The following is a 25,813-nucleotide window of genomic DNA, read 5'->3' on the forward strand; positions in this document are numbered from 1 at the left end:
TTCACGCGAAAGCGCCAACAAAACGTGATCAATTTAACACTTTAATCGAGTTTGGTAAAGCTATCTGCCCTTGCCAGTCGACTAAAGTTGTATCGCCATGAAGAAATCAGCATGTTAACGAACTTTCGCCCCATGATAGCGTTATTCCGTCTTATTTTCCGGCTATTCCACCAAACTATATACTCAAGCAAAGCAAAGACGCTAGTGCTTCTTTTGAAGTGAAAGAGGCTCTTACTCAGCCACTCTTCAAACGAGAGGACAATCACATTATTTTAGCGAATATTCATTGATGTAATGGCAAAATCGTCTATGAACAATCTAGTAGTAATACTTTCTCTCCCACAATGTTACGATACTAATCCTGTTGACTGTTTTTATGGGATGATTATGACCACCACAACGCCAATTCGTATCGCTACTCGTCAAAGCCCACTCGCCTTATGGCAAGCTCATTTTGTCAAAGACGCCTTACAAGCAGCGCATCCTGGGCTTGAAGTAGAGCTGGTTACTATGGTCACCCGTGGAGATGTCTTGCTCGATACCCCTCTTGCAAAAGTTGGTGGCAAAGGCCTATTTGTCAAAGAGCTGGAATTAGCCATGCTTGAAAATCGTGCTGATTTAGCCGTTCATTCAATGAAGGATGTTCCCGTCGATTTCCCGGAAGGATTAGGCTTAGTCACCATTTGTGAACGTGAAGATCCTCGAGATGCTTTTGTCTCTAACCGCTATTCATCCCTTGATGAACTTCCTCATGGTGCCGTTGTGGGCACGTGCAGCTTGCGCCGTCAATGTCAGATCAAAGAAGCACGGCCTGACATTCTTATCAAAGATCTACGCGGTAATGTCGGCACTCGGTTAGCAAAACTGGATGCCGGAGAATTTGATGCTATCGTACTGGCTGCGGCTGGGCTCAAACGCTTAAAACTGGAAGAGCGCATTGCCCGCTTTCTAGAACCCGAACAATCGCTTCCTGCCGTTGGGCAAGGAGCCGTTGGTATTGAGTGCCGTCTAGACGATCAACGCTTACTAACGCTGCTTGAGCCACTCAACCATGCCGATACGGCTGATCGCGTCCGCTGCGAACGCGCCATGAACTTAACCTTACAGGGTGGGTGCCAAGTCCCCATTGGTAGTTATACCGTTTTAGAAAATGAAGAAATTTGGCTGCGAGCTTTAGTGGGGGAACCGGACGGTTCACACATTATCCGTGGTGAAATTCGCGGCCCTCGTCAACAAGCAGAACAGTTAGGTATTGAACTTGCCAATCAACTGCTTGACCAAGGAGCGCGGGAAATCTTAACTAAGCTGTATTCTGAACACGAGTAAGCCATGGCAATATTGGTCACGCGTCCCGGTGAAGACGGCATTGAACTTTGCCAAGCCTTAACTCAACGGGGATATAACGCACTTCATCATCCATTAATTACCATTGCTGAAGGCCACGAACTGACACAACTCCGTACAGAACTGGCTCAGTACGATATGATGATGGCGGTGAGCCAACCGGCGGTGAATCTGACCCAACAATACCTTCAATCACAAGGGCTGTCTTGGCCAACGGGTGCGATTTATCTTGCCATTGGTCAAAAAACCGCACAAGTTTTAAGCAAGGCATGCCAACAACCAGTACACTACCCAGAGATCAGCGACAGTGAGCATTTCTTGGAACTGCCTGTTTTGCAGGAAGTTAGCCAAAAACGTATGGTCATTCTGCGGGGCAATGGTGGGCGGGAGCTAATTTCTACAACCCTTACCCAGCGGGGAGCACAGGTCTGTTGTCGAGAAGTCTATCGTCGTATTGAACTGCCGTTTCATGCACAAGAGACCTTACCACGTTGGCAACAAGCTAAGGTGGATACTTTGGTGATCACCAGCCTCCATCAACTGACGTTTTTTATGTCGCAATTGACCGCCCATGCAAAAGATTGGGCCTATCAACAGCGTCTACTGGTACCCAGTGAACGCATTGGCCGCGAAGCTCACGCTTTAGGCTTTCAACATATCGTGATAACAGGAAGTGCAGCAAACCACGATCTCGTGGCGGCTCTCCAGCCTTAACACAGGACTCTAGCCATGACAGATAAAAAAAATAATCCACCGCAGGAACCTGAAAAAATAGCACCAGCCCTCTCGGCGTCCTCTGATGTCTCACCCCAATCGGAGAAAAAAAAACAGGAACAGGAAAAAGTGGCCTCTTCCACTTCTTCCACTTCTTCCACTTCGCCATCGAAACCCAAAAATCCGCCATCGTCTCAGCCTACGTCGGCCAAATCTTCGACTCAGCGAGGCACAAAATTAGCCACCATTGCCATCGTGCTAACGATTTTATTCAGCGGTGGCCTTACTTTGCATTTTCAACAGCAACAAACCTTATATCAAGCTCAGTTGGATGCACTACGTACAGAGCTTAATCAAGCTCGCCAAGGCTTGCGAACCGATCTCGATACAGCCAAACAAGATGCGATCAATGCGGCCACAGAAATAGCCAATCGCTCAGAAGTGGAGCTTAGCCAACAGCACAAAAGTATCGAAAGTTTACAATTAGCGGTGGCGGATATCACAGGACGCCGCCCTAACGATTGGCTCCTCGCTGAAGCGGATTATTTGGTGAAATTAGCCGGTCGTAAATTATTCCTAGAACAAGATGCGGAAAGTGCCACTTTACTGATGGAAAGCGCCGATCAACGCATTGCTGAACTTAATGACCCCAGCTTAACGCCATTGCGCAAAGCCATGGCCCATGATATTACCCAACTGAAAGCGATTCCTTTCATTGATAAAGATGGGCTCGTGTTAACACTGATCAGCTTGCAACAATGGGTTGACCAACTACCACTAGCGAATGCCATTCTTCCTGAAACAGCACAAGCCGAGCAAGTCTCTGTTTCAAAAGACATTGCCGATTGGCAAAGTAATTTAATGTCCTCATTAAAGGCATTTGGTGAGAATTTTATTACTTTCCGAGTCCGAGACGGACAAGCGGTTCCTTTACTTTCTCCCCAACAGCACTTTTACCTACGAGAAAATCTCAAAGCGAAGTTAGAAACCGCTATCAAAGCGGTTTATGGTGAGCAACAAGAGGTGTATCACACCACTCTGACCACAGCAAAACAATGGTCAGAGATGTTCTTTAACTTACAAGACCATCAGGTAAAAACCTTTAATCAAAGCCTCACCACGCTGGCAGACAAGAAGATTGAAGTCATTTACCCACAGACTCTTGCCAGCCAACAACCCTTGGCAGATGTGATTCGTGAACGTTTACGCCGCTCTGTCTCCACCATGACAACGAAGGAGGAGGCCCAATGATTCGTCTTTTGTTTCTCTTTCTTGTTTTAGGGTTAGGGTTATTTGCTGGAACGCAATATGCTGGCCAACAAGGCTATGTACTGATTTCTATTGCTAACACCACCCTTGAAATGAGTGTAACCACGTTAGTTATCTTTATCATTGCGGCCCTCGCTGGGCTATTTTTCCTAGAATATCTGGTCAAAAAACTGTTACGAGCCAGTAGTACGACCTGGAACTGGTTCAGTGTTCGTAAACAGCGCCATTCACGCCGTTATACCAATGAAGGTATTCTGAAATTATTGGAAGGCGATTGGAAGCAAGCCGAAAGCAAGGTCACTCGTTGGGCCAACCACCATGATATGCCACAGCTTTGCTATCTGGTCGCCGCAGAAGCCGCTCACGGCATGGGAAATACCCAGAAACGCGATCACTATTTGGCTTTAGCGGCTGAACAAAAAGGCGCAACCCTCGTGGTGGAATTAACTCGAGCCAAGCAACAGTTAAGTGAACAAAACTGGTCTGCCGCTCTGCAAACACTCACTCAATTGCAAACTAACTACCCTGACAATCTCATCATTCTTAAACTGCTAAAACAAGCTTACCTGCAACTTGAACACTGGCAGCCATTGCTTGATTTACTTCCTAAGCTTGTCAAAACTCAACAACTCACTCGCACAGAAGCAGAACAACTCACGTTAAAAGCTCAGCAAGGCCAATTAGTGACGGTGGCAAGCCAAAAAGGAAGCGAAGGTGTATTGGCGCACTGGTCTGGACTGCCCAAAAAGCTTAAGCATGAACCGGCTATCATGGTGACACTCATCGAGCAGCTCATTAAACGTAAAGCTGATCATCAAGCCTTCACCTTGATCAAAGAAGGGCTGAAAAAACGCCCAGCACCCGAGCTGTATGCCCTACTGCCCGAGTTAAACCTCAGTGATCGCCATCCGGTGATGGTTTTACTGCAAGAACAACTACGCCAAGACGGCAATAATGCTGACATTCACAGTGCATTAGGCCAACTTTTTCTACGTAACCAACAATGGGAAGAGGCACAACATCATCTAGAAAAAGCCTTATCGGTTCGTCCAGATTTATCGGATTACGCTTATTTAGCGGAAGCTTTAGATAAACAACATCGCCCACAAGCCGCGCATGATGTAACACGAAAAGCGTTATCCCTACTGGAAGAGACGAAAATACAGTAACAGGTTAAATTTTTTAACCCAAGATAGGAAATTAATCGCCTCCCGCCTAATACGATGGGAGGCGGTTTAAAGAAACTAGACTATATAACTCGAGAGAACTGCTGCTGACGAGCTCGTTGGCGCAAGTACTTATCAAAGCACATACAGATATTACGAATCAGCAACCGGCCACGTAATGTGACTTGGATAGAGTGCTTATCCACTTCCACCAGTTGATCATCAATGAACGTTTTCAGCAGCGATAAATCCGGTTGGAAATAGTGATCAAACTGAATCGAAAACTGCTGTTCAATCGCTGATTTATCGAGTTTAAAATTACAAATCAACTGCTTGATAACTTCCCTTCTCAGTAAGTCATCCCGATCAAGAGAGACGCCCTTCCATAAAGCATGTCGCATTTCATTCACTTGGCGGTAGTAATGTTTTAGCTCTTTCTGATTTTGTGCATACACATCCCCAACCATTGAAATCGCTGACACCCCAAACCCCACTAAATCACAGTTTCCTTGTGTGGTATAACCTTGAAAATTACGATGTAAAATACCTTTGCGTTGGGCCATCGCTAATTCATCATCAGGTAGCGCAAAATGATCCATACCTATAAATTGATAACCTGCGGCGGTTAATGTGCGAATACTGTCTTGCAGAATCGCCATTTTTTCTTCAGCAGCAGGCAGTTCTTCTTGCTTAATCTTTACTTGTGCAGCAAACAACTGCGGCATATGGGCATAGTTAAAGACCGACAAGCGGCCGGGCTTCATTTGTACCACTTGCTCTAACGTTTGATGAAAACTGGCGACCGTTTGCTTAGGCAAGCCATAAATCAAATCAAGGTTAGTGGAACGAAAACCCAGTTCTTTCGCTCGAGCAACTAAATCAAGAATGAATTGTTCATCTTGCTCACGATTCACCAGCTTCTGAACTTCTTTATTAAAATCTTGAACCCCAATACTCAGCCGGTTAAAGCCTTCATGATGGAGGTGATCTAACACTGACAGTTCAATTTCACGCGGATCAACTTCAATGCTGATCTCCGCATCTGGCTGAAACTGGAATTCTTCACGCAGCAAGCTCATTAAGCGACTGATTTGCTTATTGGTCAAAAATGTTGGCGTACCACCACCAAAATGTAATTGAGAGACCTGACGGTTTTGTAATAGTGAGGCTCGCTGGCGAATCTCATGCTCAAGAACATCAAGATATTCATCGGCTTTGTGAGAGTGACGGGTAATAATTTTATTACAGCCACAGTAGTAACAAAGCTTGTGGCAAAACGGGATATGAATATAGAGAGAAAGCGGTCGTTCAGGATAACGAACACAAGCCATATCGTATTCAGCAATGGTAAATGCTTCATGAAATTCCAACGCTGTAGGATAGGAAGTGTAACGAGGCCCTGAGTAGTTGTACTTGTCTAGAATGGCTTGATCCCACACGATTTGCTGACTGGGTTCGACTGGCGACAACATAGTGACTCTTTCCGTTATGAATTTGTAACGCGTTATTCTGCCACACGACATCGATAAGGTCGGGTGGCAAAAGACAATTTGCAGATAAAATATTCTAAACTGCTAGCCGGATCACTCCCCCTTTAGAGTAGGTCTCCATTACAGCATTTGAATATGGATTTGCTGGCTCAATGGCTGAACGTGTTTCTGGAGCATTTGAAGCTCAGAAACAATGGCATCATTTAAGCGAACTTCCGCTTTTTGTCGGGTAAGATTTTGCCGCATGCGCTCTTGCTTAGCCATTTGCTGACGAGCTTCGCCTCGCGGCATATCTTTGACAATATGATACAATTCGCTCAGCGCGGGATACGCTTGTTCAACGTCAACCCGCTGAGTACCCTGTACATAATCCATAATGCAGTAAACGCGAATTGCAATTTCTGACAAATCGCACTGGCCTTGAATACCGGCTAGACAAAGTGTATTGACACTATCAAAAATATTCGCGTTACGTTTCTCTATGGCTAACGCTTGATGTTGCTGTTGTAATTGGGATTGCTTTCTCAACTTCCACAGTAAGTATGCGGCATAGCTTGCTAATGCAAGAATAATCGCACCACCCATAACGGCGAATAAAGTGACATTCATGAGCTTGTCTTATCCTTTGTACTCGTCTAGATCCAACTTTTCAAACTGAGCTAATAACTCGTCATCCGAAGCCGATTTACGCAGCGTAGGCTTAACGGGAGCTTGAGCTTCTTCAACCTCCTCTTCATCCTCTTGTTCATCAGTCAATAAACCCAGTTGATTCATCAAGATCTCAATTCGATCCAGTTTTTCATCCACATATTTTTGTAGACCAGCACCGAGCTTTTCACCGTTATCGAGCCGATCCAGCAGGACATTCAACTGAGCATCATTTTCCAACTGCTTCAATTCTTGCTCTGCATCTAAGCGACGAGCTTGCTTATTGGCTTTCTTACTGGTTTCGACCACAAGAGGAATTTTTTTCTTACTGCCTAACCGCGGATCACGCATTTGTGCCGCTAAACGTTCACTCGCTGTGCTGCCTTCTGAATGGCGACTACCACTTTTTAGCCCTTTACGCTTTTTCTGTTTCTTGCGTTCACGACCTTCAATTTCCGCATTTGTACGATTATGTTTGCGAGCAAAAACAAGGTCACCGTTGATCCCTGTTTTGGTTTTATTTTCTCGAGACATTACTGGGGTTTCCTCAGTAAAATTACATCACTACCGATAAATTCAAGTTCGAGCTTATCCCGCTCGGCCAGAAACTGAAAGGTTTCACGACTAAAAAAGCTCACATGAGTGAGATCATTTTTGTAGTGCCATCCAGCAAACGCATCCACATTTTTTACCAGCTTGGTCATCAGACCAATCCAGCCTCCGGGCTTAACTAAATTCAGCCATTGCTGCCAAACCGTATAAGGATCATGCAAATGCTCAATCACTTCGCTGGCAGTCATAAAATCATAGCAAGTATTGAGCACCTCTTTCTGGGGATAGAAGAAGTGATCATACAACGCAACGCTGTGTCCCGATTCCGCCAACATAAGCGACAATGTTGGCCCCGGACCACAACCAAAATCTAACCCAACCGATTGAGAAGAGAGTTTATCTAACATTGGCTCACAAAGCCGTGCTAAAAAATGTCGATACCCTAAATCATTAGGATTATTTTCATGTAAATCATAGAACGCTTTTTCACGCTCTGCACTCAAGCGCTCAGCCGCAGGCACAAAGACCAATTGACACACCTGACATTGCACATAGCTGCGATGCTTATCTTCAAAATAAGCCTCAACATGATGACTGTGGCACAAGGTACAAGTCTGCATACAAACGTTCCTCAACTGGGGGATGCGCAACATACCAGAAATGAACGATAGAGTGGAGGGGATAAGGTTAAATTTTCAACAATATTGAAAAAAAATAGAGTGATGAGTATGAAATAGTCACAAGAAAAGAACCGCAGTAGTACAAACCCCTGCAACGGATGAGCAAGGGTTAGAACTGGATATTTTACTCAGAAAGAAAGCGTCACCTAACGTTAATGCAAGCCACCCACATATTTCGAAAGAATATCAATATCAGCATCCGTGAGTTTTTTTGCAATATCACGCATCATGGCATTCATATCGTTATTGCGGCTATCATCACGAAACTTTTCCAATTGGAGCTTAATATAGTCGGCATGTTGACCTGATATTTTGGGGAAACCAGAAAGCTCGGTTCCATTTCCACGAGGACCATGGCAAGCAATACAGGCGGTTAAACCACGTGAGAGATCGCCAGCACTATATAGCACCCTTCCCGCATCAACCACCTCTTCGGGGGTGGCATTCTCGGAAATCGGTAAAGAGGCATAGTATGCCGCCAGATCTGCCATATCCTGATCGCTCAATGGCATGGCCATCGCACTCATGACAGGATCATATCGCCCCTGCTTACCACCACTCTCCATGCCCAATTTCAGAGCTTTCAACTGTTTCTCTAAGTAAGTTGCATGCTGGCCCGCAATCTTAGGATAAGTGGTGATTATTCCGTTCCCATCGGCACCGTGGCAAGCAACGCAGGTTTCTGACTTTGCCTTACCCGCTTCAATACTGCCTTGCGCCCATACAGAGCCGCTGGCTAAAATACTCAAGATTAGCGCTAATTTCTTCATGACATTCCATTTATAATTATCAAGCTTCCAGTACCACTCATGGTACAATGAGCAATCTCGTTCAGAGCACATTTATTTTACACAAATTCACAAAAAAGTAATCAATTGACTACAAAAAAGTCGAGATGGAGTTAACAGAACCGTGAGCGTAAAAATTCATTACCAAAACACGCATTTCATTACCAGTGCACCTGATATTCGCCATCTTCCTGAAGATGAAGGTATCGAAATTGCGTTTGCAGGACGCTCCAATGCTGGAAAATCCAGTTCTCTTAATCGGTTAACAAACCAAAAGAGCTTAGCTAAAACCAGTAAAACCCCCGGCCGAACTCAGCTCATTAATCTATTTAAAGTCACCGAAGGCTGCCATATTGTAGACCTCCCCGGTTATGGATTCGCTCAAGTTCCACTCGAAATGAAGAAAAAGTGGCAGCAATCGTTGGGAGAATACTTGCAACAGCGTACTTGCCTAAAAGGGTTAGTCGTTTTGATGGATATTCGCCATCCGATGAAAGATCTCGACCAACAATTGGTTATTTGGGCGGTAGAGTGCGCAATTCCGGTGCAGGTACTGCTCACCAAAGCCGACAAATTAAAAAGTGGAGCGCGTAAAGCACAACTGCTGAAAGTCAGAGAGCAAGCAATGACGTTTGGGGGTGATGTCTCTGTTGATGTTTTTTCATCCTTAAACGGGCTTGGTGTGGATACGCTACGCCAAAAGCTCGATCATTGGTTTGCGCCACAGTTACAGCAACTCGCCGCTCAACAGGCAGAGAGTCAAGACGCTCCTTCTGAGTAAAGGCCAGAAAAAATTCCCCATCAGAAATAAAAATCCCCACCATCCTGGTGGGGCAACGGGAGAGAAATAGGAGGTAATTATTATTATGCCCCTAGCATTCCTCAAACGCGCCCAAATTACAACCACCCTCGCCCATGCTCTTTATCTCTCCACGGGTTACCATTAATGTAATATTTCAAATAAATTCATAGTGTTAACTTTGAAATACCAAATAGATCACTTAGTTTTTTTCTAGAAAAAATGAGAAATGTGACTGATGTTTAATTACAGAAATGACGGCAGCATCCATTTTATTTTGGTAAAAACGGACAGTATTAAGAAGCGATCTTGATGATCTACTGGAAAAAGAAAATGAGGGAAAACGAAATGGAGCCCAATAAAAAACGCCCCAGTCAAAAGGTGACTGGGGCGGCTGAATCAGCCTAATCCAATAACGTGAAACAAAAGGTCTGAAAGATAGAACATCTTACCTCTGTACCCTACGGAATTAAATGTACAACAATTGGTCAGAAATGAAAACTGTTTTTGTAGTTTTTTTTCATTAATTTTTTGTTAAACAACATAACCATTTGAAACGCGTTTACTTTTTTATTTGTAAAAAAAAGCCAGCGAACGTGCGCTGGCTCATACTTTTTGAGGGTTTTAAGCACTATTTAGGTTTAATGTGCCTCATCCCAGTTATTTCCATGCCCTGAGTCTGCCACTAAAGGCACCTTAAGCGTTGCTGCTGACTCCATCAATTCCTGTACTTTACTTTCAATTTCGGACAAAGCTGACTCTTCCACTTCAAATACCAGTTCATCATGCACTTGCATTAGTAATTTCACTCGACCTTGGCCTTCTGTTTCGATCCAGTTATCCACCAATAGCATGGCTTTTTTAATGATGTCAGCCGCCGTGCCCTGCATGGGTGCGTTGATGGCAGCTCGCTCTGCCGCCTTACGTCGCATCCCATTGCGCGATTTAATCTCCGGTAGATGGAGACGACGCCCAAAGAGGGTTTCAACATACCCTTGCTCAGCAGCGGTGCTACGCGTCTCTTCCATATATTGCATCACGCCAGGATAACGCTCAAAGTATTTATCCATATAGTGTTGGGCTTCGAAACGAGGAATCCCCAACTGTTTGGCTAATCCAAAAGCGCTCATACCATAGATAAGCCCAAAGTTGACGGCTTTCGCTCGACGACGCTCCTCACTCGTTACTTGTTCAATACCAATACCCAATATTTCAGCAGCGGTCGCAGCATGGATATCTTTACCTTGTTGGAAAGCTTCTAACAACGCGGTGTCGTCCGACAGATGCGCCATAATCCGCAACTCAATCTGTGAATAGTCGACCGCCATGATTTTCCACCCTGATGGTGCAATAAAAGCCTGACGGATACGACGCCCTTCTTGATTACGAATTGGGATGTTCTGCAAGTTTGGATCGGTAGAGGATAAACGCCCCGTTGCCGTGACCGCTTGATGATAAGAGGTATGAACTCGCCCTGTCTCAGGGTTGATCATTTTTGGCAATTTATCGGTATAAGTGGATTTGAGTTTCGCTAAGCCGCGATATTCGAGAATCACAGCAGGTAACGGGTAATCAAGCGCTAATTCTTGCAACACTTCTTCATTGGTGGAAGGCGTACCTGACGGTGTTTTTTTCACCACGGGTAACTTCATTTGTTCAAACAAAATGGTTTGTAGCTGCTTCGGAGAACTTAAATTAAACTCTTGCCCTGCAATATCATACGCTTTACGTTCTAGCTCAACCAAACGTTGTGCAATTTCTTGTGACTGGATACCGAGTAATTGATCGTCAATGAACACGCCTGTCCGTTCCATACGAGAAAGTACCGGAACCAATGGAACTTCTATCTCACGATAAACTGTGTTGAGTTTTTCATCTGCACTTAATAATGTTTGTAAACGATGATGCAACCGTAAAGTGACATCGGCATCCTCTGCCGCATAAGGAGAAGCTTGATCTAATTCTATTTGGTTGAAGGTCAGCTGATTTTTACCTTTACCCGCCACTTGCTCAAACGAAATGCAGCTGTGCTGTAGAAAACGCAAAGCTAAGCTATCCATATCGTGCTTGCCACCCACACTGTTATACACATAGGATGCCAACATAGTATCGTGGGCAATACCGTGCATGGTAATACGATAACGGGCTAATACACTCGCATCGTATTTTAAGTTTTGCCCCACTTTTGCTTGCTGAGCATCTTCTAATAGTGGTTTTAACTGAGCCAGAACCCAATCACGATCAAGTTGCTGCGGCGCATCAAGATAATCATGCGCAACAGGTACATAAGCCGCCTCACCCTCTGCCACCGCAAAGGATAAGCCGACTAAATTAGCGACCATATAATCAAGGCTATCGGTTTCAGTATCAAAAGCAAAAACCTCGGCCTGTTTCAGTTTTTCCATCCAACGATAAAAGCTCGGCTCATCTAAAATTGTTTCGTACTGGCTGCGATCGATTTTTATTGCTGGTGATTCACTCATCGTGTTGGATGCTAAAGAAGAGCGCTCTGGCATCGAACCTCTATTTTCTACCGCTTCTACGACACCAGAGCCCCCTTCTAATAGCTCCGTCAGCCATGATTTAAAGGCAAGTTTGCCATACAGCGCCATTAAGGCATCCCGATCGGGTGTCGTTTTGAGTAAGGACTCCGGCGTGTATACCAGTTCAACATCGCGCTTAATTGTCGCAAGTTGATAAGAGAGCTGAGCATTAGCACGATTCTCTTCTAGCTTTTTCGCCATGGTTTTCGAGCCACGGAAGCCTAATTCGGCAATTTTATCTAAGTTATCATATAACTCGTTTAAACCACCGATACCTTGCAAAAGAGCCGTTGCCGTTTTGTCACCCACACCAGGGACACCGGGTATGTTATCTACTTTATCCCCCATTAAAGCGAGATAATCGATGATCAGTTCTGGCGGAATACCAAATTTTTCTATCACTCCTTCACGATCCATCACCACATTGGTCATGGTATTGATCAAAGTAATATGCTCGTCAACCAGCTGAGCCATATCTTTATCACCGGTACTAATCAGCACCGGCATTCCCGCTTGTGAGGCCTGATGAGCTAATGTGCCTATCACATCATCCGCTTCCACCCCTTCAATCGACAGCAGCGGTAACCCCATCGCTCGGATTATTTGGTGTAAGGGTTCAATCTGGCAACGGAGATCATCCGGCATGGGAGGGCGATTCGCTTTATATTGATCATACATCTCATCGCGGAAAGTTTTGCCTTTCGCATCAAAGATAACGGCAATACGATCAGACGCAAACTGACGCATCATTGCTCGTACCATATTCACTACCCCATAAATGGCATTGGTTGGTATTTCACCATTGCTCATTGTGCCAGGATAGGCATGGAATGCGCGGTATAAGTAGGAAGAGCCATCAATCAAAATAAGAGGATTATCAGGGATACGAGCCATAGTTTTGTTATCCGATCTGCAACAATAAGTGCTTAGGATGCCACGACTACCGACAGGTTTCCATGCTAGCCTTTCTCACTCATCCAATGGAGCGCTCTCTTAACCCCATTTGAATAGCGACCATTCTGTGGATAAGTCTGTTTATACATTTTATCCACAGCGCTAAAAAAAACCACACCAATGGAAAAAACAACTTTTAACTTATTGTTTTAAATGTAATTTAAACAAGATCGACAAATACACCAATGATCCTTTTACGATCGAGCGCTGTGGAAAAGATACTCGCTGGCCTTTTACCCAACCGTACTTTGACAAGAAAAGCTTCTAACTCATAAAGAGGCTCTTCATTCCTCCCCTATCTAGTTCAATAAATTGCAAGCATAAAAAAAGCGACACCCTAAGATGTCGCCTAGCAATAACAGGCATAGCTAATTCAATAGATGATCAACTTACCATAAAGCTAAATATTACACTGGAAGCAATGTGAGCAATGTCGTGTCAAAAAGAACAAATCAACGTTTCTCTCTGCTGCTAGCCACAATCTGAAGGCCCTCCTCAAGAAGAGCAAGCAACCGATGGGTTACGTTGTTTATCCCCTAAGACAAGGTTAATAATAATCATTATCATCTCAGTGTCAATAGGTAAATGATAAGAAATATCATTTAATCAGGAAAAAGATTAAAATTAGGCATATTAGTAAAAGAAGGTATTCATGTTGACAATCTAAAAAGGGGTCAATGACTGGATAAATATAAAATGATGGAAGCAATGGCGGGATCAATAAAGGCTGACATTCAGCCAGCCTTTAATCATTAAATGACCCCATTTACTTTTCGCGTAAATGTTGTGCGGCTTGCGCTTGATCTTCCAGTAACCACTCTGCCACTTGCTTAGCAAAGTAAGTCAAAATACCGTCTGCGCCCGCACGTTTAAAACAAAGCAACGACTCTATTACCGTTTCTCGCTCTTTTAGCCAGCCATGATCAATCGCTGCTCTATGCATCGCATATTCACCAGAAACTTGGTAAGCAAATGTTGGCACTTTCAGCTCAGTTTTGACACGTCGAACCACATCCAAATAAGGCATTCCAGGCTTGACCATTACCATATCAGCCCCTTCATTGATGTCCATTGCTACTTCATGCAAAGCTTCATCACTGTTCGCGGGATCCATCTGGTAATTTTTCTTGTTGCCACCTTTCAAATTATTGGCAGAGCCAACCGCATCACGAAACGGCCCATAATAGCTAGAGGCGTATTTTGCTGAATAGGCCATGATTTGTGTATGAATATATCCCGCTTCTTCTAATGCTTGACGAATCCGACCAATACGTCCGTCCATCATATCAGACGGGGCAACCACATCGGCGCCCGCTTCCGCATGGGATAGGGCTTGTTTGATCAATACTTCCGTTGTTTCTTCGTTCAGTACATAACCCGTTTCATCAATAATGCCGTCTTGACCATGAGTGGTGAACGGATCTAATGCCACATCCGTAATAACCCCCATTTGTGGTACATGCTCTTTCAGCAGCTTCACCGCTCGTTGCACTAACCCATCTGGATTATAAGCTTCTGAGGCATCGAGGCTTTTTGCATCCTGAGTGACCACGGGAAAGAGCGCAATGGCAGGAATACCTAACTTGGCTAAATACTGCGCCTCTTCCAGTAGCAAGTCGATAGACAAGCGTTCAACCCCCGGCATTGACTCAACGGGTTCTCGGCGATCTTTACCCATAAGAATAAACATCGGATAAATCAAATCGTTTACTGATAGTTGATTTTCTGCCACTAAACGACGGCTGAAATCATGTTTACGTACACGACGTAAACGACGTCCAGGAAATTGACCTTGAATGGATACTGACACTCGACTCTCCTTATTGGTGGCCCGCGGCTCCGAAAAATGTTGCGATAACGGACATAATTGGAAATGTGGATGAAATCATATCACTCTGGTTATTCTGCGCTAGGATCAATCGATGAAAATACAGAAATGATCTCTTGCATACGCTCGCGTATACTACCTATCCAGAGTTAAATTTTATTCATTAAGCGAAAAAACCATGATTGATACCCATGCCCATATCTACGCCAGCGAATTTGATCAGGATAGAGATCTCGTCATTCAACGTGCGATTGAGCAAGGGATTGAACAGATATTGCTACCCAATATCGATCTTGACTCCATTGCTCCCATGCTCGCCACAGAGGATGCCTATCCCACGTTATGCCGTTCAATGATGGGGCTACATCCCTGCTATGTGAATAGTGAAGTCAAACAAACGCTTGCCTCTATTGAAGCCTGGTTTAATCAGCGGGACTTTATCGCTGTGGGAGAAATTGGCCTTGATCTCTACTGGGATAAAACCTACCGTGCAGAGCAAGAAATGGCTTTGATTACTCAGTTAAACTGGGCGAAAGATCTCAACCTTCCTGTGGTTATCCATACTCGTGATTCGACTGAAGAAACATTAGCGCTGATCAAACAAGAACAAAATGGCCAACTTCGTGGTGTTTTTCATTGCTTTGGTGGAAGTATTATGCAAGCTCAAGCCATCAATGACCTCGGCTTTCATCTTGGTTTAGGTGGCGTGAGTACCTTTAAAAATAGCGGTATGGATAAGGTGATTCCACATTTAGATCTCGACTATGTGATACTAGAAACGGACTGCCCTTATCTCGCCCCAGTACCACATAGAGGAAAACGAAACGAACCCGCCTATACGCGCTTGGTGGCCCAACGTATTGCTGAATTACGGGAGCTTTCGCTTCAAGACGTCAGTGATCTGACGACCGTAAATGCTAAACATTTATTTAATCTATAGGTTGAACCGATCTTTCTTTACCCTATCTTATTCCACATCGTGCTCTTCAGTGCGCTCTCTTTGACCGTAGAAGCGAGCAAAAAACAACCCCACTTCAAATAATAAACACATCGGAATCGCTAACAAGGTTTGTGAAATGATATCTGGAGGGGTGAGTAACATCCCGACAACAAAGGCTGCAACCACAATATACGGACGTTTTGCCGCTAAGGTTTTCGGGGTGGTCGCCCCTGTCCAACACAGAAGAATAATCGCAACTGGAACTTCAAACGCCACCCCAAAGGCCAAAAATAATGCAAGTACAAAATCTAAATAGCTGGCAATATCGGTTGCAAACTCAACACCACCTAAAGAAATGGCGGTGAAAAAGCCAAAGACCAGTGGAAATACCACAAAATAGGCAAAAGCCACCCCACAATAAAACAGCAGAGAGCTAGATATAAGTAGCGGAAAGATGAGCCGACGCTCATGCTTATACAAACCAGGAGCCACAAAAGCCCAGACTTGATAAAGAATGTAGGGCACCGATAAAAACACCGCCGCAATTAACGTCAATTTCAGTGGGGTAAAAAAGGGAGACGCCACATCGGTGGCAATCATGGTTGCCCCTTCGGGTAAACGCTCGACCAACGGCCGAGAGACAAACTCATAGATATGATTTGAAAAATAGACTAAGCCGATAAAAACTAGAATCACCGCGGCAATACTGCGTAAAAGACGATCACGCAATTCGAGCAAATGGCTAATTAACGGCTGAGTCTGTTCGACGGATGACATGGTGACCTCAACAAGCGTTGAAAAAAGAGTGACCGTTTCAAACCATCACTCTTGATAAATACAATCTCTGAATTAATCGGTGTGGTGTTTAGCCGCTTTGACTTCAGACTCGACCATTTTGATGGAGGATGGCTGTGGCTCATCACTATCTAGCGTTGATGAGCCTATAGAGGCATCGCTCTTCGTTACGGTATCAGTCGCCGAAGCATAAGGACGCTGCACCTCTTGTGCTGCCTGCTTTAGCTGATCAACAGATTCTTGTAGCTCTGGTGATAAGTTTTTCATCCCTAACTGTTCAGCTTTACGTAAATGTTCCTGCAACTCCTGAACTTTAAGCTCATGAGCCAGCTCATCTTTTACGCTATTTGCCATCCCTTTCGCCGCAGCAACAAATTTAGCAACACTCCGAATAGCATGAGGCAGCCGCTCAGGGCCAAGCACCACTAATGCTACCACCGAAATTAATATCAGTTCCCAAAAACCGATATCAAACACGATTTATGCCTGCTCTTTGTCTTTCTGAGACTCACTTGAGTGCTCAGTTTTCTTTTGTTGCAAGTTTTTGGGTTCAAAATCCGCATCTTGCTCGGGTTTGCTTGCCTCTTCTTCTGCCATGGCTTTTTTAAAGCCTTTGACTGCACTGCCTAGATCGCTGCCTATACCACGTAGCTTTTTCGTACCAAACAATAGGACGACGATAACGGCAATAATAAGAAGTTGCCAAATACTGATACCACCCATGCTTTTTACCTCGGGTTATATGTTGCACAATGATTGATTATCAAAAACAATCTACTTTATTGGCGGTAGACCCGCCAGCTTAACCACCAACTGACGGCACCAGCAAAGGCGCTACCTGCTGCGAATGATGGATAATCCGTCAATAATAGTGCTGAGCATACGACTAAAGTTGCTCCAACACCAAACAAAAACTGCCCGATGGATTGCTGTCGCTTCGAGGCCCGATAGCCTTGATAGAACTGCTCCATTCGGATGTTTAGGTTTTTCCCTTGCTTTAAACTATCATAGAGAAGCTCTGGTAACTCTGGCAATTTTTCAGCCCAAAGTGGTGCTTTCTGCTTAATCGCATTCACGACGGCTTGCGGCCCCACCTGTTGCATCATCCACTTTTCTAAAAACGGTTTCGCCGTTTTCCACAAATCAAGTTGTGGATAAAGTTGCCGACCCAAGCCCTCTACGTAAAGCAAGGTTTTCTGTAATAAAACCAACTGCGGCTGAACTTCCATCTGAAAACGCCTTGCGGTATTAAACAGATTCAGTAATACGTGACCAAAAGAAATTTCACACAAAGGTTTGGCAAAAATCGGTTCACAAACAATACGAATCGCCACTTCAAATTCGTCAATGTTGGTATCATACGGCACCCAACCAGAATCCACATGCAATTGGGCGACTTTGCGATAATCTCGATTAAAGAAAGCTAAGAAGTTTTCCGCCAAATAGCGCTTATCTTCAGCATTCAAGGTGCCCACAATGCCACAATCTAACCCAATCCATTGCGGGTTTTCTGGATGTTGGGGGTTAACAAAAACATTCCCCGGGTGCATGTCTGCATGGAAAAAACTGTCTCGAAACACTTGCGTAAAGAAAACACTGACACCGCGTTCAGCCAATAATTTCATGTTCGTCCCATTGGCGTGCAATGTGGCTAGGTCGGAAACTTGAATGCCATATATTCGCTCAGAAACCATGACAGTTTGATTACTAAAGTCTGTGATCACTTCTGGAACATAGAGCTCTTCGCTCTGATCAAAGTTACGTCTAAGTTGAATGGCATTGGCCGCTTCACGGCGAAGATCCAATTCATCGAGCAAGGTTTTCTCATATTCACGAACCACTTCAACGGGTTTTAGGCGGCGAGCCTCCTCCGTCGCTTTGGCGATGATACGGGCTAAACGGTACATGAGTTTAATATCCGCGTCGATGACCGGGCGAATATCTGGGCGAATCACCTTCAACACGATTTCTCGCCCATTCGACTTAAGCTTTGCCGTATGCACTTGCGCAATGGAGGCTGAGGCGAGCGGCTGAATATCAAAATCATCAAACCACGTTTCAAGTGGCCCACCCAGCGCTTGTTCCATCTGCTGTTTGGCTAACTTACCATCAAACGGGGCAACCTTATCTTGCAGCAATGCTAATTGATCCGCGATATGAGGAGGAAAGAGATCGCGGCGCGTAGACATCATTTGCCCAAACTTTATCCATACTGGCCCCAACTCTTGCAGGGCAAGCCGTAATCGCTCCCCCAATGGTTTATCACCATGCTGATTGCGAATCCAAAACAGAGATTTACGAGCTAAAATCGGCGCTTTAGTAAGCTGATGCACAGGTAACAGCTCATCTAAACCGTATTCCAGTTGTACTTTGATGATGCGGTATAAGCGTTTAAGTTCTGCCAGAGTCATATTTTTTCCAGTAACCGATTCAATCTGGCTTCCACTCGCGCTGCCTGACTGGTTACGTCATCTACTTGATCACAAAAATAAGCCACTTCTAACGGTGGAGGAGCAATACGCCACTCTTCCGTTAAAATTTGGGCCCAATGATGTTGTTGTCTATTCACGCAATCATTCACCAAGCGGCCCATCTTTTTAGCCCCTTGTACCACAGTATGGGCAACCACATCCCCTGTGACCCGAGAGAGCCACTCTTCTAAATCTGGCTGACAATCCTGAATCAATTGGGCAAATTTTTGCGCCAGCTGAATATCCCCTTGCACCATTAGGCGATCTTGCTTAATCAACTGAGTAATATTGGCCTGTTCACGCAGCTCAGGTAATACCGAAAGGTGAACCGATAGGTAGCAATCGGCTTCTCCTTCATACTGCGCCAACACATCAATTTGTTGGCTAAACACAAAGGTGAAGGTTTGATTAAGTTCTTTGATATGGACCTGAATCACTTGCCCTTTCAAGCGGGCCAGTCGACGACCCAGTTCAGGATCGTCCTGAATGAAGGTATTCAGTGCAGTTTCCATTACCGCAGTGATCAGTGGCTGAAACGGCATAAGTCACCCTTAAAATTTATAACCACGATGCAGAGCAACAATACCACCGGTGAGGTTGTAATAACGGGTTTGCTCAAATCCTGCTTCTTCCATCATCCCTTTTAATGTTTCTTGGTCGGGATGCATACGAATGGATTCGGCTAAATAGCGATAACTGTCCGCATCATTGGCAATCAATTGGCCCATTTTCGGTAAGATATGGAAGGAATAAGCATCATAAACTTTAGAGAGAGGGTCTAAAACGGGTTTAGAAAATTCCAATACCAACAAACGTCCACCCGGCTTTAAAACACGAAACATCGACCGTAAGGCTTTATCTTTGTCTGTTACATTGCGCAGGCAAAAACTGATGGTAATGCAGTCGAAATAGTTATCAGGGAAAGGCAGTTCTTCTGCGTTAGCTTGCACATAATGAACATTACCAACCACGCCATGATCCCGCAATTTATCTCGCCCAACATTCAGCATCGAGTTGTTAATATCCGCCAGAATGACATGCCCTTTATCTCCGACAATACGAGAGAACTTGGCGGTAAGATCCCCCGTTCCCCCGCCTAGATCAAGGATACACTGGCCGGGACGTGCGCCCGCACAATCAATAGTGAATCGCTTCCATAGGCGGTGAATACCTCCCGACATTAAATCATTCATAATGTCGTATTTGGCTGCGACAGAGTGAAAAACCTGAGCCACTTTTGTGACCTTTTCCTCTTTAGCTACCGTGGTAAACCCAAAATGAGTGGTTTCGTTGTCTTCTACTACTGGGGTTGTTTGTGCGCTGATATCCGTCATTCTCTTTCCTCTTAGGCAGCCATACACCAAAAACTGCAACTGCGGGCGGTTAGTTTACTTTATCCTCAGCGGGATGTCTTTCTACTAAAGAGGCAAATTCTGTATCCGGCTCACGCTGTGACTTTTCTATCCATTCACTGGCTATCGACCGCTTAACTTCGACCCCGAGCTGTTTAAAACTTTCAGCCTGACGAATGGCATTGCCTCGCCCTGTAGCGAACTTATTCATCGCCGATTGATAACTCTGATTTGCGCGATCTAAGGCCGCACCCAACCCTTGCATATCGTCTACAAATAAACGCAGCTTATCGTATAACTTACTGGCTCGTTCCGCGATAATTTGAGCGTTCTGGTTCTGACGTTCATTACGCCATAGATTATCAATGGTGCGCAGTGCAACCAATAAAGTGGTTGGGCTAACCAAAATAATATTCTGTTCCATTGCATCTTTCACTAAGCTTGGATCCGCTTGGATGGCGACCTGAAAAGCAGGTTCAACTGGGATAAACATCAGTACATAATCTAAACAGTGTAAGCCCTTGAGTTGATGATAATCTTTTTGGCTTAACCCTTTGATGTGGTTACGCAAAGCGAGCAAGTGATCTCGCAATGCTTGATCTCGTTCGGGGTCAGTCTCGGCATGAAAGTAGCGTTCATAAGCCACTAAAGCCATTTTCGAGTCAATCACCACCTGTTTATCATGAGGTAAATGAACAATCACATCGGGTTGATACCGCTTACCCGCTTCATTTTGCAAGCTGACTTGCGTCTGATATTCATGCCCTTCTCGTAAACCCGATTCAGCCAAGACTCGCGCAAGCACTACTTCGCCCCAGTTCCCTTGCTGCTTATTGTCCCCTTTCAACGCTTGAGTTAAGTTCAATGCCTCTTTGGCCATCTGTTCATTTAACTGCTGCAAGTTACGCAACTCATGCACTAAGGTGTGACGTTCTTTGGCTTCCTGATTAAAGCTGTCATTGACTTGTTTTTTAAACCCTTCCAACTGCTCTTTAAGCGGCGAAAGCAAACCTTCCAAGCTCTGTTTGTTTTGCACATCCACTTTCGCCGTCTTATGCTCAAACACTTGGTTTGCGAGCTGCTCAAACTGCTGCTTTAACCGCTCTTCTGCCCGCTCTAATAACTGTAATTTGTCTTGGCTTGCAGCCAGTTGTTGCTCATGCCTTGCCTGCTGCTCATGCAGTTGCACTTCAAGTTGCGTTTTCAAATCACGCATCTGGTTAAGTTGCTCAGCATACTGCTGGCGTTCTTGCTTAATGGCTTCGAAATAACGCAGCTTTTCCATCACCGCCATCACTTTGCCATGCGCTTGTTTTAATTCGAATTCGGCTTTATCTCGTTGCTGATCTAGTTCATCCAGCTCTTGTTGAGCTTGCTGCAAAGAGTGTTGTAATTGAGCAGTTTGTTGAGCATGCCAATGCGTTTCACTGGTTAATTGCTGCTGGAGCAATTCAACCTGTAGCCGCATTTTTTGCTTCATCCACCCAGCGATCGTAACACCAGAAAGCCCAGCAGCGGCTAACATACCAATAAGAAGGGAAGAGTGTTCAATAATCCATTGCATAGTCAAAGATTCGCTGATGATGATCATGACTGAAAATGGTAGGGTGACACTGGATAAATGTCCAGTTCTTCGCGTCATTATTCCTCACGAAACCAAGATCAAAAAAGATTCGTTGGAACAACGCCCACTCTAGAAACCGGATGATTTCGATGATCAGGTGATCTGTTCTCGATACTGTTTCGGGCTCACGCCCGCCTTACGCTTAAACACTCGGGAAAAATAGAGCGGATCAGAATAACCAACAATACGCCCAATATGGTTAACGGAATAATGTGTGGTGACCAACAGTTGCTTAGCTCGGCTGATCCGCTGATCATCTCGCCACTGAGTAATGGTCATTTTCATCTGCTCTCGAAACAGATGTCCAAGCCGCGATGGAGAAAGGCAAGTATGAGCGGCAATCTCTTCTAGGGTAAAATCTTGGTTGAGATTTTGCGTCATGTAGTTGATCGCTTGAATGATTCTCGGGTCAAGCGGCTTACTGACGACATCTGGCTGCACGGTTTTACAACGAATCAATAACTGTTCCAGTAAGTTAATGGCTAAATCGTCACGATAAGGGAGGTCTGACTTGGCGGTATATTCAATATCCACAAATAGGTTTTCAATATGCTCAACAATCTGGCTATCCAAACCTCGCGTTAAGTAAACGCCATTGCGTTCTTCTTGCCAACTGAGCCAGTCATTCCAAAAAGCACGGGGGCGGAAATAGACCCAACGATGAAACCAAGAAGCAGAATCGGTTTTGCGATGATAAAAGTGCGCAGCACTGGGCGGAAATAACAATAAATCGCCAGGTTTCACATGAAACATCTGCTCACCAGAAAAAATCGTGCCCTCACCTTTACTGGTGATATTGATGATATAACCTTTCATGCCGTGGGGGCGATCAATGGTGTAATCCAGCTCATCACCTTCAATGATCGGTGTTAGCCCCGCAACCAAATGAGCGTCAAAATTATACCCCGGTTTAAGAGGATCGGTATTTTGCATAGACCAACAGTTAACCAGTTTTTCTCTTGCATTAGTGTAAGGGGAGCCAGACAGTATTGCGATTTTTGAGTTCACACTTTTCCTAATACGATCCACTGAGTAGCGGAAAATGCTTCACGAAAGAGATCGGTTTTCGCTGCTTGACGAATAAAGTCACTCGGAAGGCCATGACGTAACCGCGACCAAGCGATTGTCTGAGCATCAGTTTGGGATGAAGCAGGAGAAGGGAAAGCCTGTAAAGCCGAGTTAAATGGCTCAATTTCATGTCGGATATCTAATCGAGTGGGAATACTGTTGCGTGCTAGGTATTCAATAACCAGCGCTTGCGGATGAAAATAGTAATTCATATTGAGCGACAGCTTATCGGCATGATGCCATTGACACCACTGCTCGATGCGATCGGGGCGATGACGAAATTTCCACTCAGCCTGCGAAACATCCAATAACTCCCCATTATTAATCAACTCCAGCTTGCCCTGATAACATAATTCATGGCCATGCAGTAGCTGAAAGGAGGTGGGAGAGTGAGCCGACACCTTCAGCGTCCACCCTTGATGATGAATATCGAAGCCTGCCGCCAAGTAAGACTCTTCTACCTTCACTATACTTTCCCTCTTTTGGTCATGCCCTCTGCCATACAGAGGGCAATCCCCTTGTTATACGCCGGAAGCTAAGCGATAGTAAACACTTTGCATTTTTAGGTCCGATTTAAATTTACGCAGTTCCGTTTCTTGGTCAATCAGCACCATTTCCATACCTAAGATATCCGCGTAATCCGTTAGCATATCCACACTGACAGACTGACTGTAAGCACTATGGTGCGCGCCACCACCGTGAATCCATGCCGCTGCCGCTGTTTGCAAATTCGGTAAGGGTTCCCATAATGCATGGGCGACAGGAAGGTGTGGCAGACTTTGTGGTGGCTCAACCGTATTCAAACAGTTCACCAACATACGAAAGCGATTACCGAGATCAATCACGGAAACATTCAGCGATGGCCCTTTTTGACCACTAAACAGCAAACGAGGAACCTCACAGCGTAACCCAATGGTATGTTGATGAATTTCTAACTTTGGCTTGGCTGCAGCAATACTCGGACACACTTCCAACATATGCGCCCCCAGCACCTGATCAGTGCTGTCGAAGTGATAGGTGTAATCTTCCATAAAGGACGTTCCCCCTAGGCGACCTTGGCCCATTTGCTTCATGATGTGCACCATCGCGGCGGTTTTCCAGTCACCTTCACCGCCATAACCAAAGCCTTTTTCCATTAAGCGTTGCGTCGCCAACCCAGGTAAAGATCCTAGCCCCGTCAAGTTTTCAAACGTATTGGTAAAAGCACTGGCACCAACGTCTGTCAAAAAGCGCTCCATACCCATTTCTAAACGCGCTTCTCGCTGCATGATTTTTAACGTGGTCGCATCACTCAGCAGCATTGGACTCATTTCATACCGTGAAGCGTATTCCTCTAACAGGTAGGCCACATCAGCATCAGAGACTGACTCAACCGCTTCGGTTAATTCACCCAAGCCATACGCATTCACTTCGTAGCCAAATTGGATTTGTGCGGAAACCTTATTCCCTTCCGTTACCGCAACTTGGCGCATATTATCACCAAAGCGAGCCACTTTCAGACGTTGACCAACAGCTACACCCACCGCGGCTCGGCACCAATCGTCTATTTGCTTATGTACTTGTGGATTTTGCCAATGCCCAACCACCACTTTGCGATCGATATCCATTCGTGTACCGATAAAGCCAAACTCACGACAACCATGAGCACTTTGGTTGAGGTTCATAAAGTCCATATCGATCGAATCCCACGGTAGGGCCGCATTGAACTGAGTATGTAAATGTAAGAAAGGTTTATTAAGCTGTGACAAACCTGCGATCCACATTTTTGCAGGTGAGAAGGTATGCATCCACAACACAAGCCCCAAACAGTCCGGATCATTATTCGCCGCACGACAAACGTTAAGAATTTCATCCGCCGTTTTTACGGTTCCTTTATCCACCATCGGCACAGAAATGTCATTGGCGCTGTTCAGCCCAGCGATGATCTGAGCACTATCTTGCGCCACTTGCTGTAAAACTTTTGGCCCGTATAAGTGTTGAGAACCCGTTACAAACCATACGTGTTTATCATTGAATACTTTCATCGCTTTCCCTTAATGATTTTTTGTTCGCTGCAGATTGCCCGTAATACGCATTTGCGCCATGTTTGCGCAGATAGTGCTTATCGAGCAGAGCTTGATTGATGTATTGAACCGCTGGATTAATTTGTAGTGTTTGCAGCGCCATCGCGGCGACCACTTCCATCACGACGGCATTGTGTACAGCCTGATGCGCATCCCTTCCCCAACTAAAAGGGCCGTGTTCTTTGACGATGATGCCGGGAATGGTCATAGGATCGCGCTCTGCGATGGTCTCGACCAGAACCAAACCGGTATTGTGTTCATAATCACTGGCAATTTCAGCGTTGGTTAACGCTCGGGTACACGGAATACTGCCGTAAAAATAATCCGCATGCGTGGTGCCAAGAGCGGGAATAGCTTTACCCGCTTGCGCCCAAGATGTCGCATGCGGAGAATGGGTATGAACCACGCCACCAATCTCAGGATAGGTGTGATACATCACTAAATGGGTGGCGGTATCAGAAGAGGGATTCAAATCTCCCTCCACCACTTGTCCGGCTAAATCAACCACTACCATGTTGTCAGCCGAAAGATCTTCATAAGCGACACCACTGGGCTTGATCACCACCAACCCTGACTCACGGTCAATGGCAGAGACATTGCCCCAGGTAAATGTCACCAGGTTATGCCGCTGCAAATCTAAATTTGCTTTCCACACCTCATGACGTAGCTGACGCAGTCGCTGAGCCTGTGTATGGGTCGAGTTGCCTACGGCTTGCGCTGTCATA

The 25,813-nt window shown here is 45.1% G+C and carries 25 protein-coding genes; 6 read left to right on the forward strand and 19 right to left on the reverse strand.

The genetic code is table 11. The features are described from left to right. The first annotated feature begins 387 nt into the window (after window positions 1-387). From hemC to B5D54_RS12000, 4 genes are read left to right on the forward strand one after another with little or no spacing between them, the layout of a single operon-like run. Window positions 388-1,326 carry a hydroxymethylbilane synthase gene (gene hemC / locus B5D54_RS11985; protein ID WP_078926780.1) on the forward strand — a complete coding sequence of 313 codons (939 nt, stop codon included), beginning with the start codon at window positions 388-390 and terminating at the stop codon, window positions 1,324-1,326. Window positions 1,327-1,329: 3 nt separating this feature from the next. After that, window positions 1,330-2,058 (forward strand): uroporphyrinogen-III synthase, encoded by a 729-nt coding sequence (locus B5D54_RS11990; RefSeq protein ID WP_078926781.1) that lies wholly within the window; start codon window positions 1,330-1,332, stop codon window positions 2,056-2,058. Between the two features lie 15 nt (window positions 2,059-2,073). Beyond that, window positions 2,074-3,309: a uroporphyrinogen-III C-methyltransferase gene (locus tag B5D54_RS11995; RefSeq protein WP_078926782.1), complete on the forward strand. Its 1,236-nt coding sequence runs from the start codon at window positions 2,074-2,076 to the stop codon at window positions 3,307-3,309. After that, complete coding sequence (locus tag B5D54_RS12000; RefSeq protein WP_078926783.1) at window positions 3,306-4,496, forward strand: heme biosynthesis protein HemY; 1,191 nt, start codon at window positions 3,306-3,308, stop codon at window positions 4,494-4,496. Before B5D54_RS11995 ends, B5D54_RS12000 begins: the two co-directional genes overlap by 4 nt. 80 nt (window positions 4,497-4,576) lie before the next feature. Here the strand turns inward: B5D54_RS12000 and hemN are convergent, their stop codons facing one another. From hemN to B5D54_RS12025, 5 genes are all read right to left on the reverse strand, one after another. Next, window positions 4,577-5,965, reverse strand: a complete 1,389-nt coding sequence (gene hemN / locus B5D54_RS12005; RefSeq protein ID WP_078926784.1) for an oxygen-independent coproporphyrinogen III oxidase — start codon at window positions 5,963-5,965, stop codon at window positions 4,577-4,579. Window positions 5,966-6,103: 138 nt separating this feature from the next. Beyond that, window positions 6,104-6,592 (reverse strand): DUF2489 domain-containing protein, encoded by a 489-nt coding sequence (locus tag B5D54_RS12010; protein WP_078926785.1) that lies wholly within the window; start codon window positions 6,590-6,592, stop codon window positions 6,104-6,106. Window positions 6,593-6,601: 9 nt separating this feature from the next. Further along, complete coding sequence (gene yihI / locus B5D54_RS12015; RefSeq protein ID WP_078926786.1) at window positions 6,602-7,165, reverse strand: Der GTPase-activating protein YihI; 564 nt, start codon at window positions 7,163-7,165, stop codon at window positions 6,602-6,604. Next, on the reverse strand, window positions 7,165-7,803 hold the full coding sequence (locus tag B5D54_RS12020; protein ID WP_078926787.1) for a class I SAM-dependent methyltransferase: 639 nt from the start codon (window positions 7,801-7,803) through the stop codon (window positions 7,165-7,167). The genes yihI and B5D54_RS12020 overlap by 1 nt, the downstream gene beginning before the upstream one ends. Before the next feature lie 212 nt (window positions 7,804-8,015). Next, window positions 8,016-8,633, reverse strand: a complete 618-nt coding sequence (locus B5D54_RS12025) for a c-type cytochrome (RefSeq protein ID WP_078926788.1) — start codon at window positions 8,631-8,633, stop codon at window positions 8,016-8,018. 142 nt (window positions 8,634-8,775) lie between these two features. Between B5D54_RS12025 and yihA the strand changes: the two genes are divergently transcribed. Then, window positions 8,776-9,432 carry a ribosome biogenesis GTP-binding protein YihA/YsxC gene (gene yihA / locus B5D54_RS12030; protein ID WP_078926789.1) on the forward strand — a complete coding sequence of 219 codons (657 nt, stop codon included), beginning with the start codon at window positions 8,776-8,778 and terminating at the stop codon, window positions 9,430-9,432. A 417-nt stretch (window positions 9,433-9,849) separates the two neighbouring features. On the opposite strand, the gene spfP is transcribed toward yihA, so the two are convergent. The 3 genes from spfP to hemB all read right to left on the reverse strand — a co-directional run bounded on the left by spfP (window position 9,850) and on the right by hemB (window position 14,757). Further along, on the reverse strand, window positions 9,850-9,897 hold the full coding sequence (gene spfP / locus B5D54_RS17555) for a small protein SpfP (RefSeq protein ID WP_438356636.1): 48 nt from the start codon (window positions 9,895-9,897) through the stop codon (window positions 9,850-9,852). A gap of 194 nt (window positions 9,898-10,091) precedes the next feature. After that, window positions 10,092-12,887, reverse strand: coding sequence for a DNA polymerase I (polA, locus tag B5D54_RS12035; protein ID WP_078926790.1), 2,796 nt, complete (start codon window positions 12,885-12,887; stop codon window positions 10,092-10,094). Between the two features lie 826 nt (window positions 12,888-13,713). Further along, the gene (gene hemB / locus B5D54_RS12040; RefSeq protein ID WP_078926791.1) at window positions 13,714-14,757 is read right to left on the reverse strand and encodes a porphobilinogen synthase; all 1,044 of its coding nucleotides are present in this window, start codon (window positions 14,755-14,757) and stop codon (window positions 13,714-13,716) included. Between the two features lie 196 nt (window positions 14,758-14,953). Here hemB and B5D54_RS12045 point away from each other — a divergent pair, with 196 nt between their 5' ends. Next, entirely contained in the window at window positions 14,954-15,715 is a 762-nt protein-coding gene (locus B5D54_RS12045; protein WP_078926792.1) for a TatD family hydrolase, read from the forward strand. A gap of 27 nt (window positions 15,716-15,742) precedes the next feature. On the opposite strand, the gene tatC is transcribed toward B5D54_RS12045, so the two are convergent. The 11 genes from tatC to B5D54_RS12100 form a co-directional block, all read right to left on the reverse strand. After that, window positions 15,743-16,492: a twin-arginine translocase subunit TatC gene (tatC, locus tag B5D54_RS12050; RefSeq protein WP_078926793.1), complete on the reverse strand. Its 750-nt coding sequence runs from the start codon at window positions 16,490-16,492 to the stop codon at window positions 15,743-15,745. A 72-nt stretch (window positions 16,493-16,564) separates the two neighbouring features. Then, window positions 16,565-16,987, reverse strand: a complete 423-nt coding sequence (gene tatB / locus B5D54_RS12055) for a Sec-independent protein translocase protein TatB (protein ID WP_078926794.1) — start codon at window positions 16,985-16,987, stop codon at window positions 16,565-16,567. Window positions 16,988-16,990: 3 nt separating this feature from the next. Then, window positions 16,991-17,233, reverse strand: a complete 243-nt coding sequence (gene tatA, locus B5D54_RS12060) for a Sec-independent protein translocase subunit TatA (RefSeq protein ID WP_078926795.1) — start codon at window positions 17,231-17,233, stop codon at window positions 16,991-16,993. A gap of 56 nt (window positions 17,234-17,289) precedes the next feature. Continuing rightward, a complete protein-coding gene (ubiB, locus tag B5D54_RS12065; protein WP_078926796.1) occupies window positions 17,290-18,921 on the reverse strand; it encodes a ubiquinone biosynthesis regulatory protein kinase UbiB in 1,632 nt (543 codons plus the stop codon). Further along, entirely contained in the window at window positions 18,918-19,523 is a 606-nt protein-coding gene (locus B5D54_RS12070) for a ubiquinone biosynthesis accessory factor UbiJ (protein ID WP_078926797.1), read from the reverse strand. Before B5D54_RS12070 ends, ubiB begins: the two co-directional genes overlap by 4 nt. 9 nt (window positions 19,524-19,532) lie before the next feature. Continuing rightward, window positions 19,533-20,315, reverse strand: coding sequence for a bifunctional demethylmenaquinone methyltransferase/2-methoxy-6-polyprenyl-1,4-benzoquinol methylase UbiE (ubiE, locus tag B5D54_RS12075; protein WP_078926798.1), 783 nt, complete (start codon window positions 20,313-20,315; stop codon window positions 19,533-19,535). A 49-nt stretch (window positions 20,316-20,364) separates the two neighbouring features. Next, window positions 20,365-21,897, reverse strand: a complete 1,533-nt coding sequence (rmuC, locus tag B5D54_RS12080) for a DNA recombination protein RmuC (RefSeq protein ID WP_078926868.1) — start codon at window positions 21,895-21,897, stop codon at window positions 20,365-20,367. A gap of 153 nt (window positions 21,898-22,050) precedes the next feature. Next, complete coding sequence (gene araC, locus B5D54_RS12085; RefSeq protein ID WP_238095891.1) at window positions 22,051-22,965, reverse strand: arabinose operon transcriptional regulator AraC; 915 nt, start codon at window positions 22,963-22,965, stop codon at window positions 22,051-22,053. Further along, window positions 22,962-23,492, reverse strand: a complete 531-nt coding sequence (locus tag B5D54_RS12090; RefSeq protein ID WP_078926799.1) for a hypothetical protein — start codon at window positions 23,490-23,492, stop codon at window positions 22,962-22,964. The genes araC and B5D54_RS12090 overlap by 4 nt, the downstream gene beginning before the upstream one ends. A 54-nt stretch (window positions 23,493-23,546) precedes the next feature. After that, complete coding sequence (gene araA / locus B5D54_RS12095; RefSeq protein WP_078926800.1) at window positions 23,547-25,049, reverse strand: L-arabinose isomerase; 1,503 nt, start codon at window positions 25,047-25,049, stop codon at window positions 23,547-23,549. Continuing rightward, window positions 25,033-25,812, reverse strand: a complete 780-nt coding sequence (locus B5D54_RS12100) for an L-ribulose-5-phosphate 4-epimerase (RefSeq protein WP_078926801.1) — start codon at window positions 25,810-25,812, stop codon at window positions 25,033-25,035. Before B5D54_RS12100 ends, araA begins: the two co-directional genes overlap by 17 nt. Window position 25,813 lies beyond the last annotated feature (1 nt).

The sequence above is a fragment of the Vibrio cincinnatiensis DSM 19608 genome (assembly GCF_900167345.1).
Taxonomy (GTDB): Bacteria; Pseudomonadota; Gammaproteobacteria; order Enterobacterales; family Vibrionaceae; genus Vibrio; species Vibrio cincinnatiensis.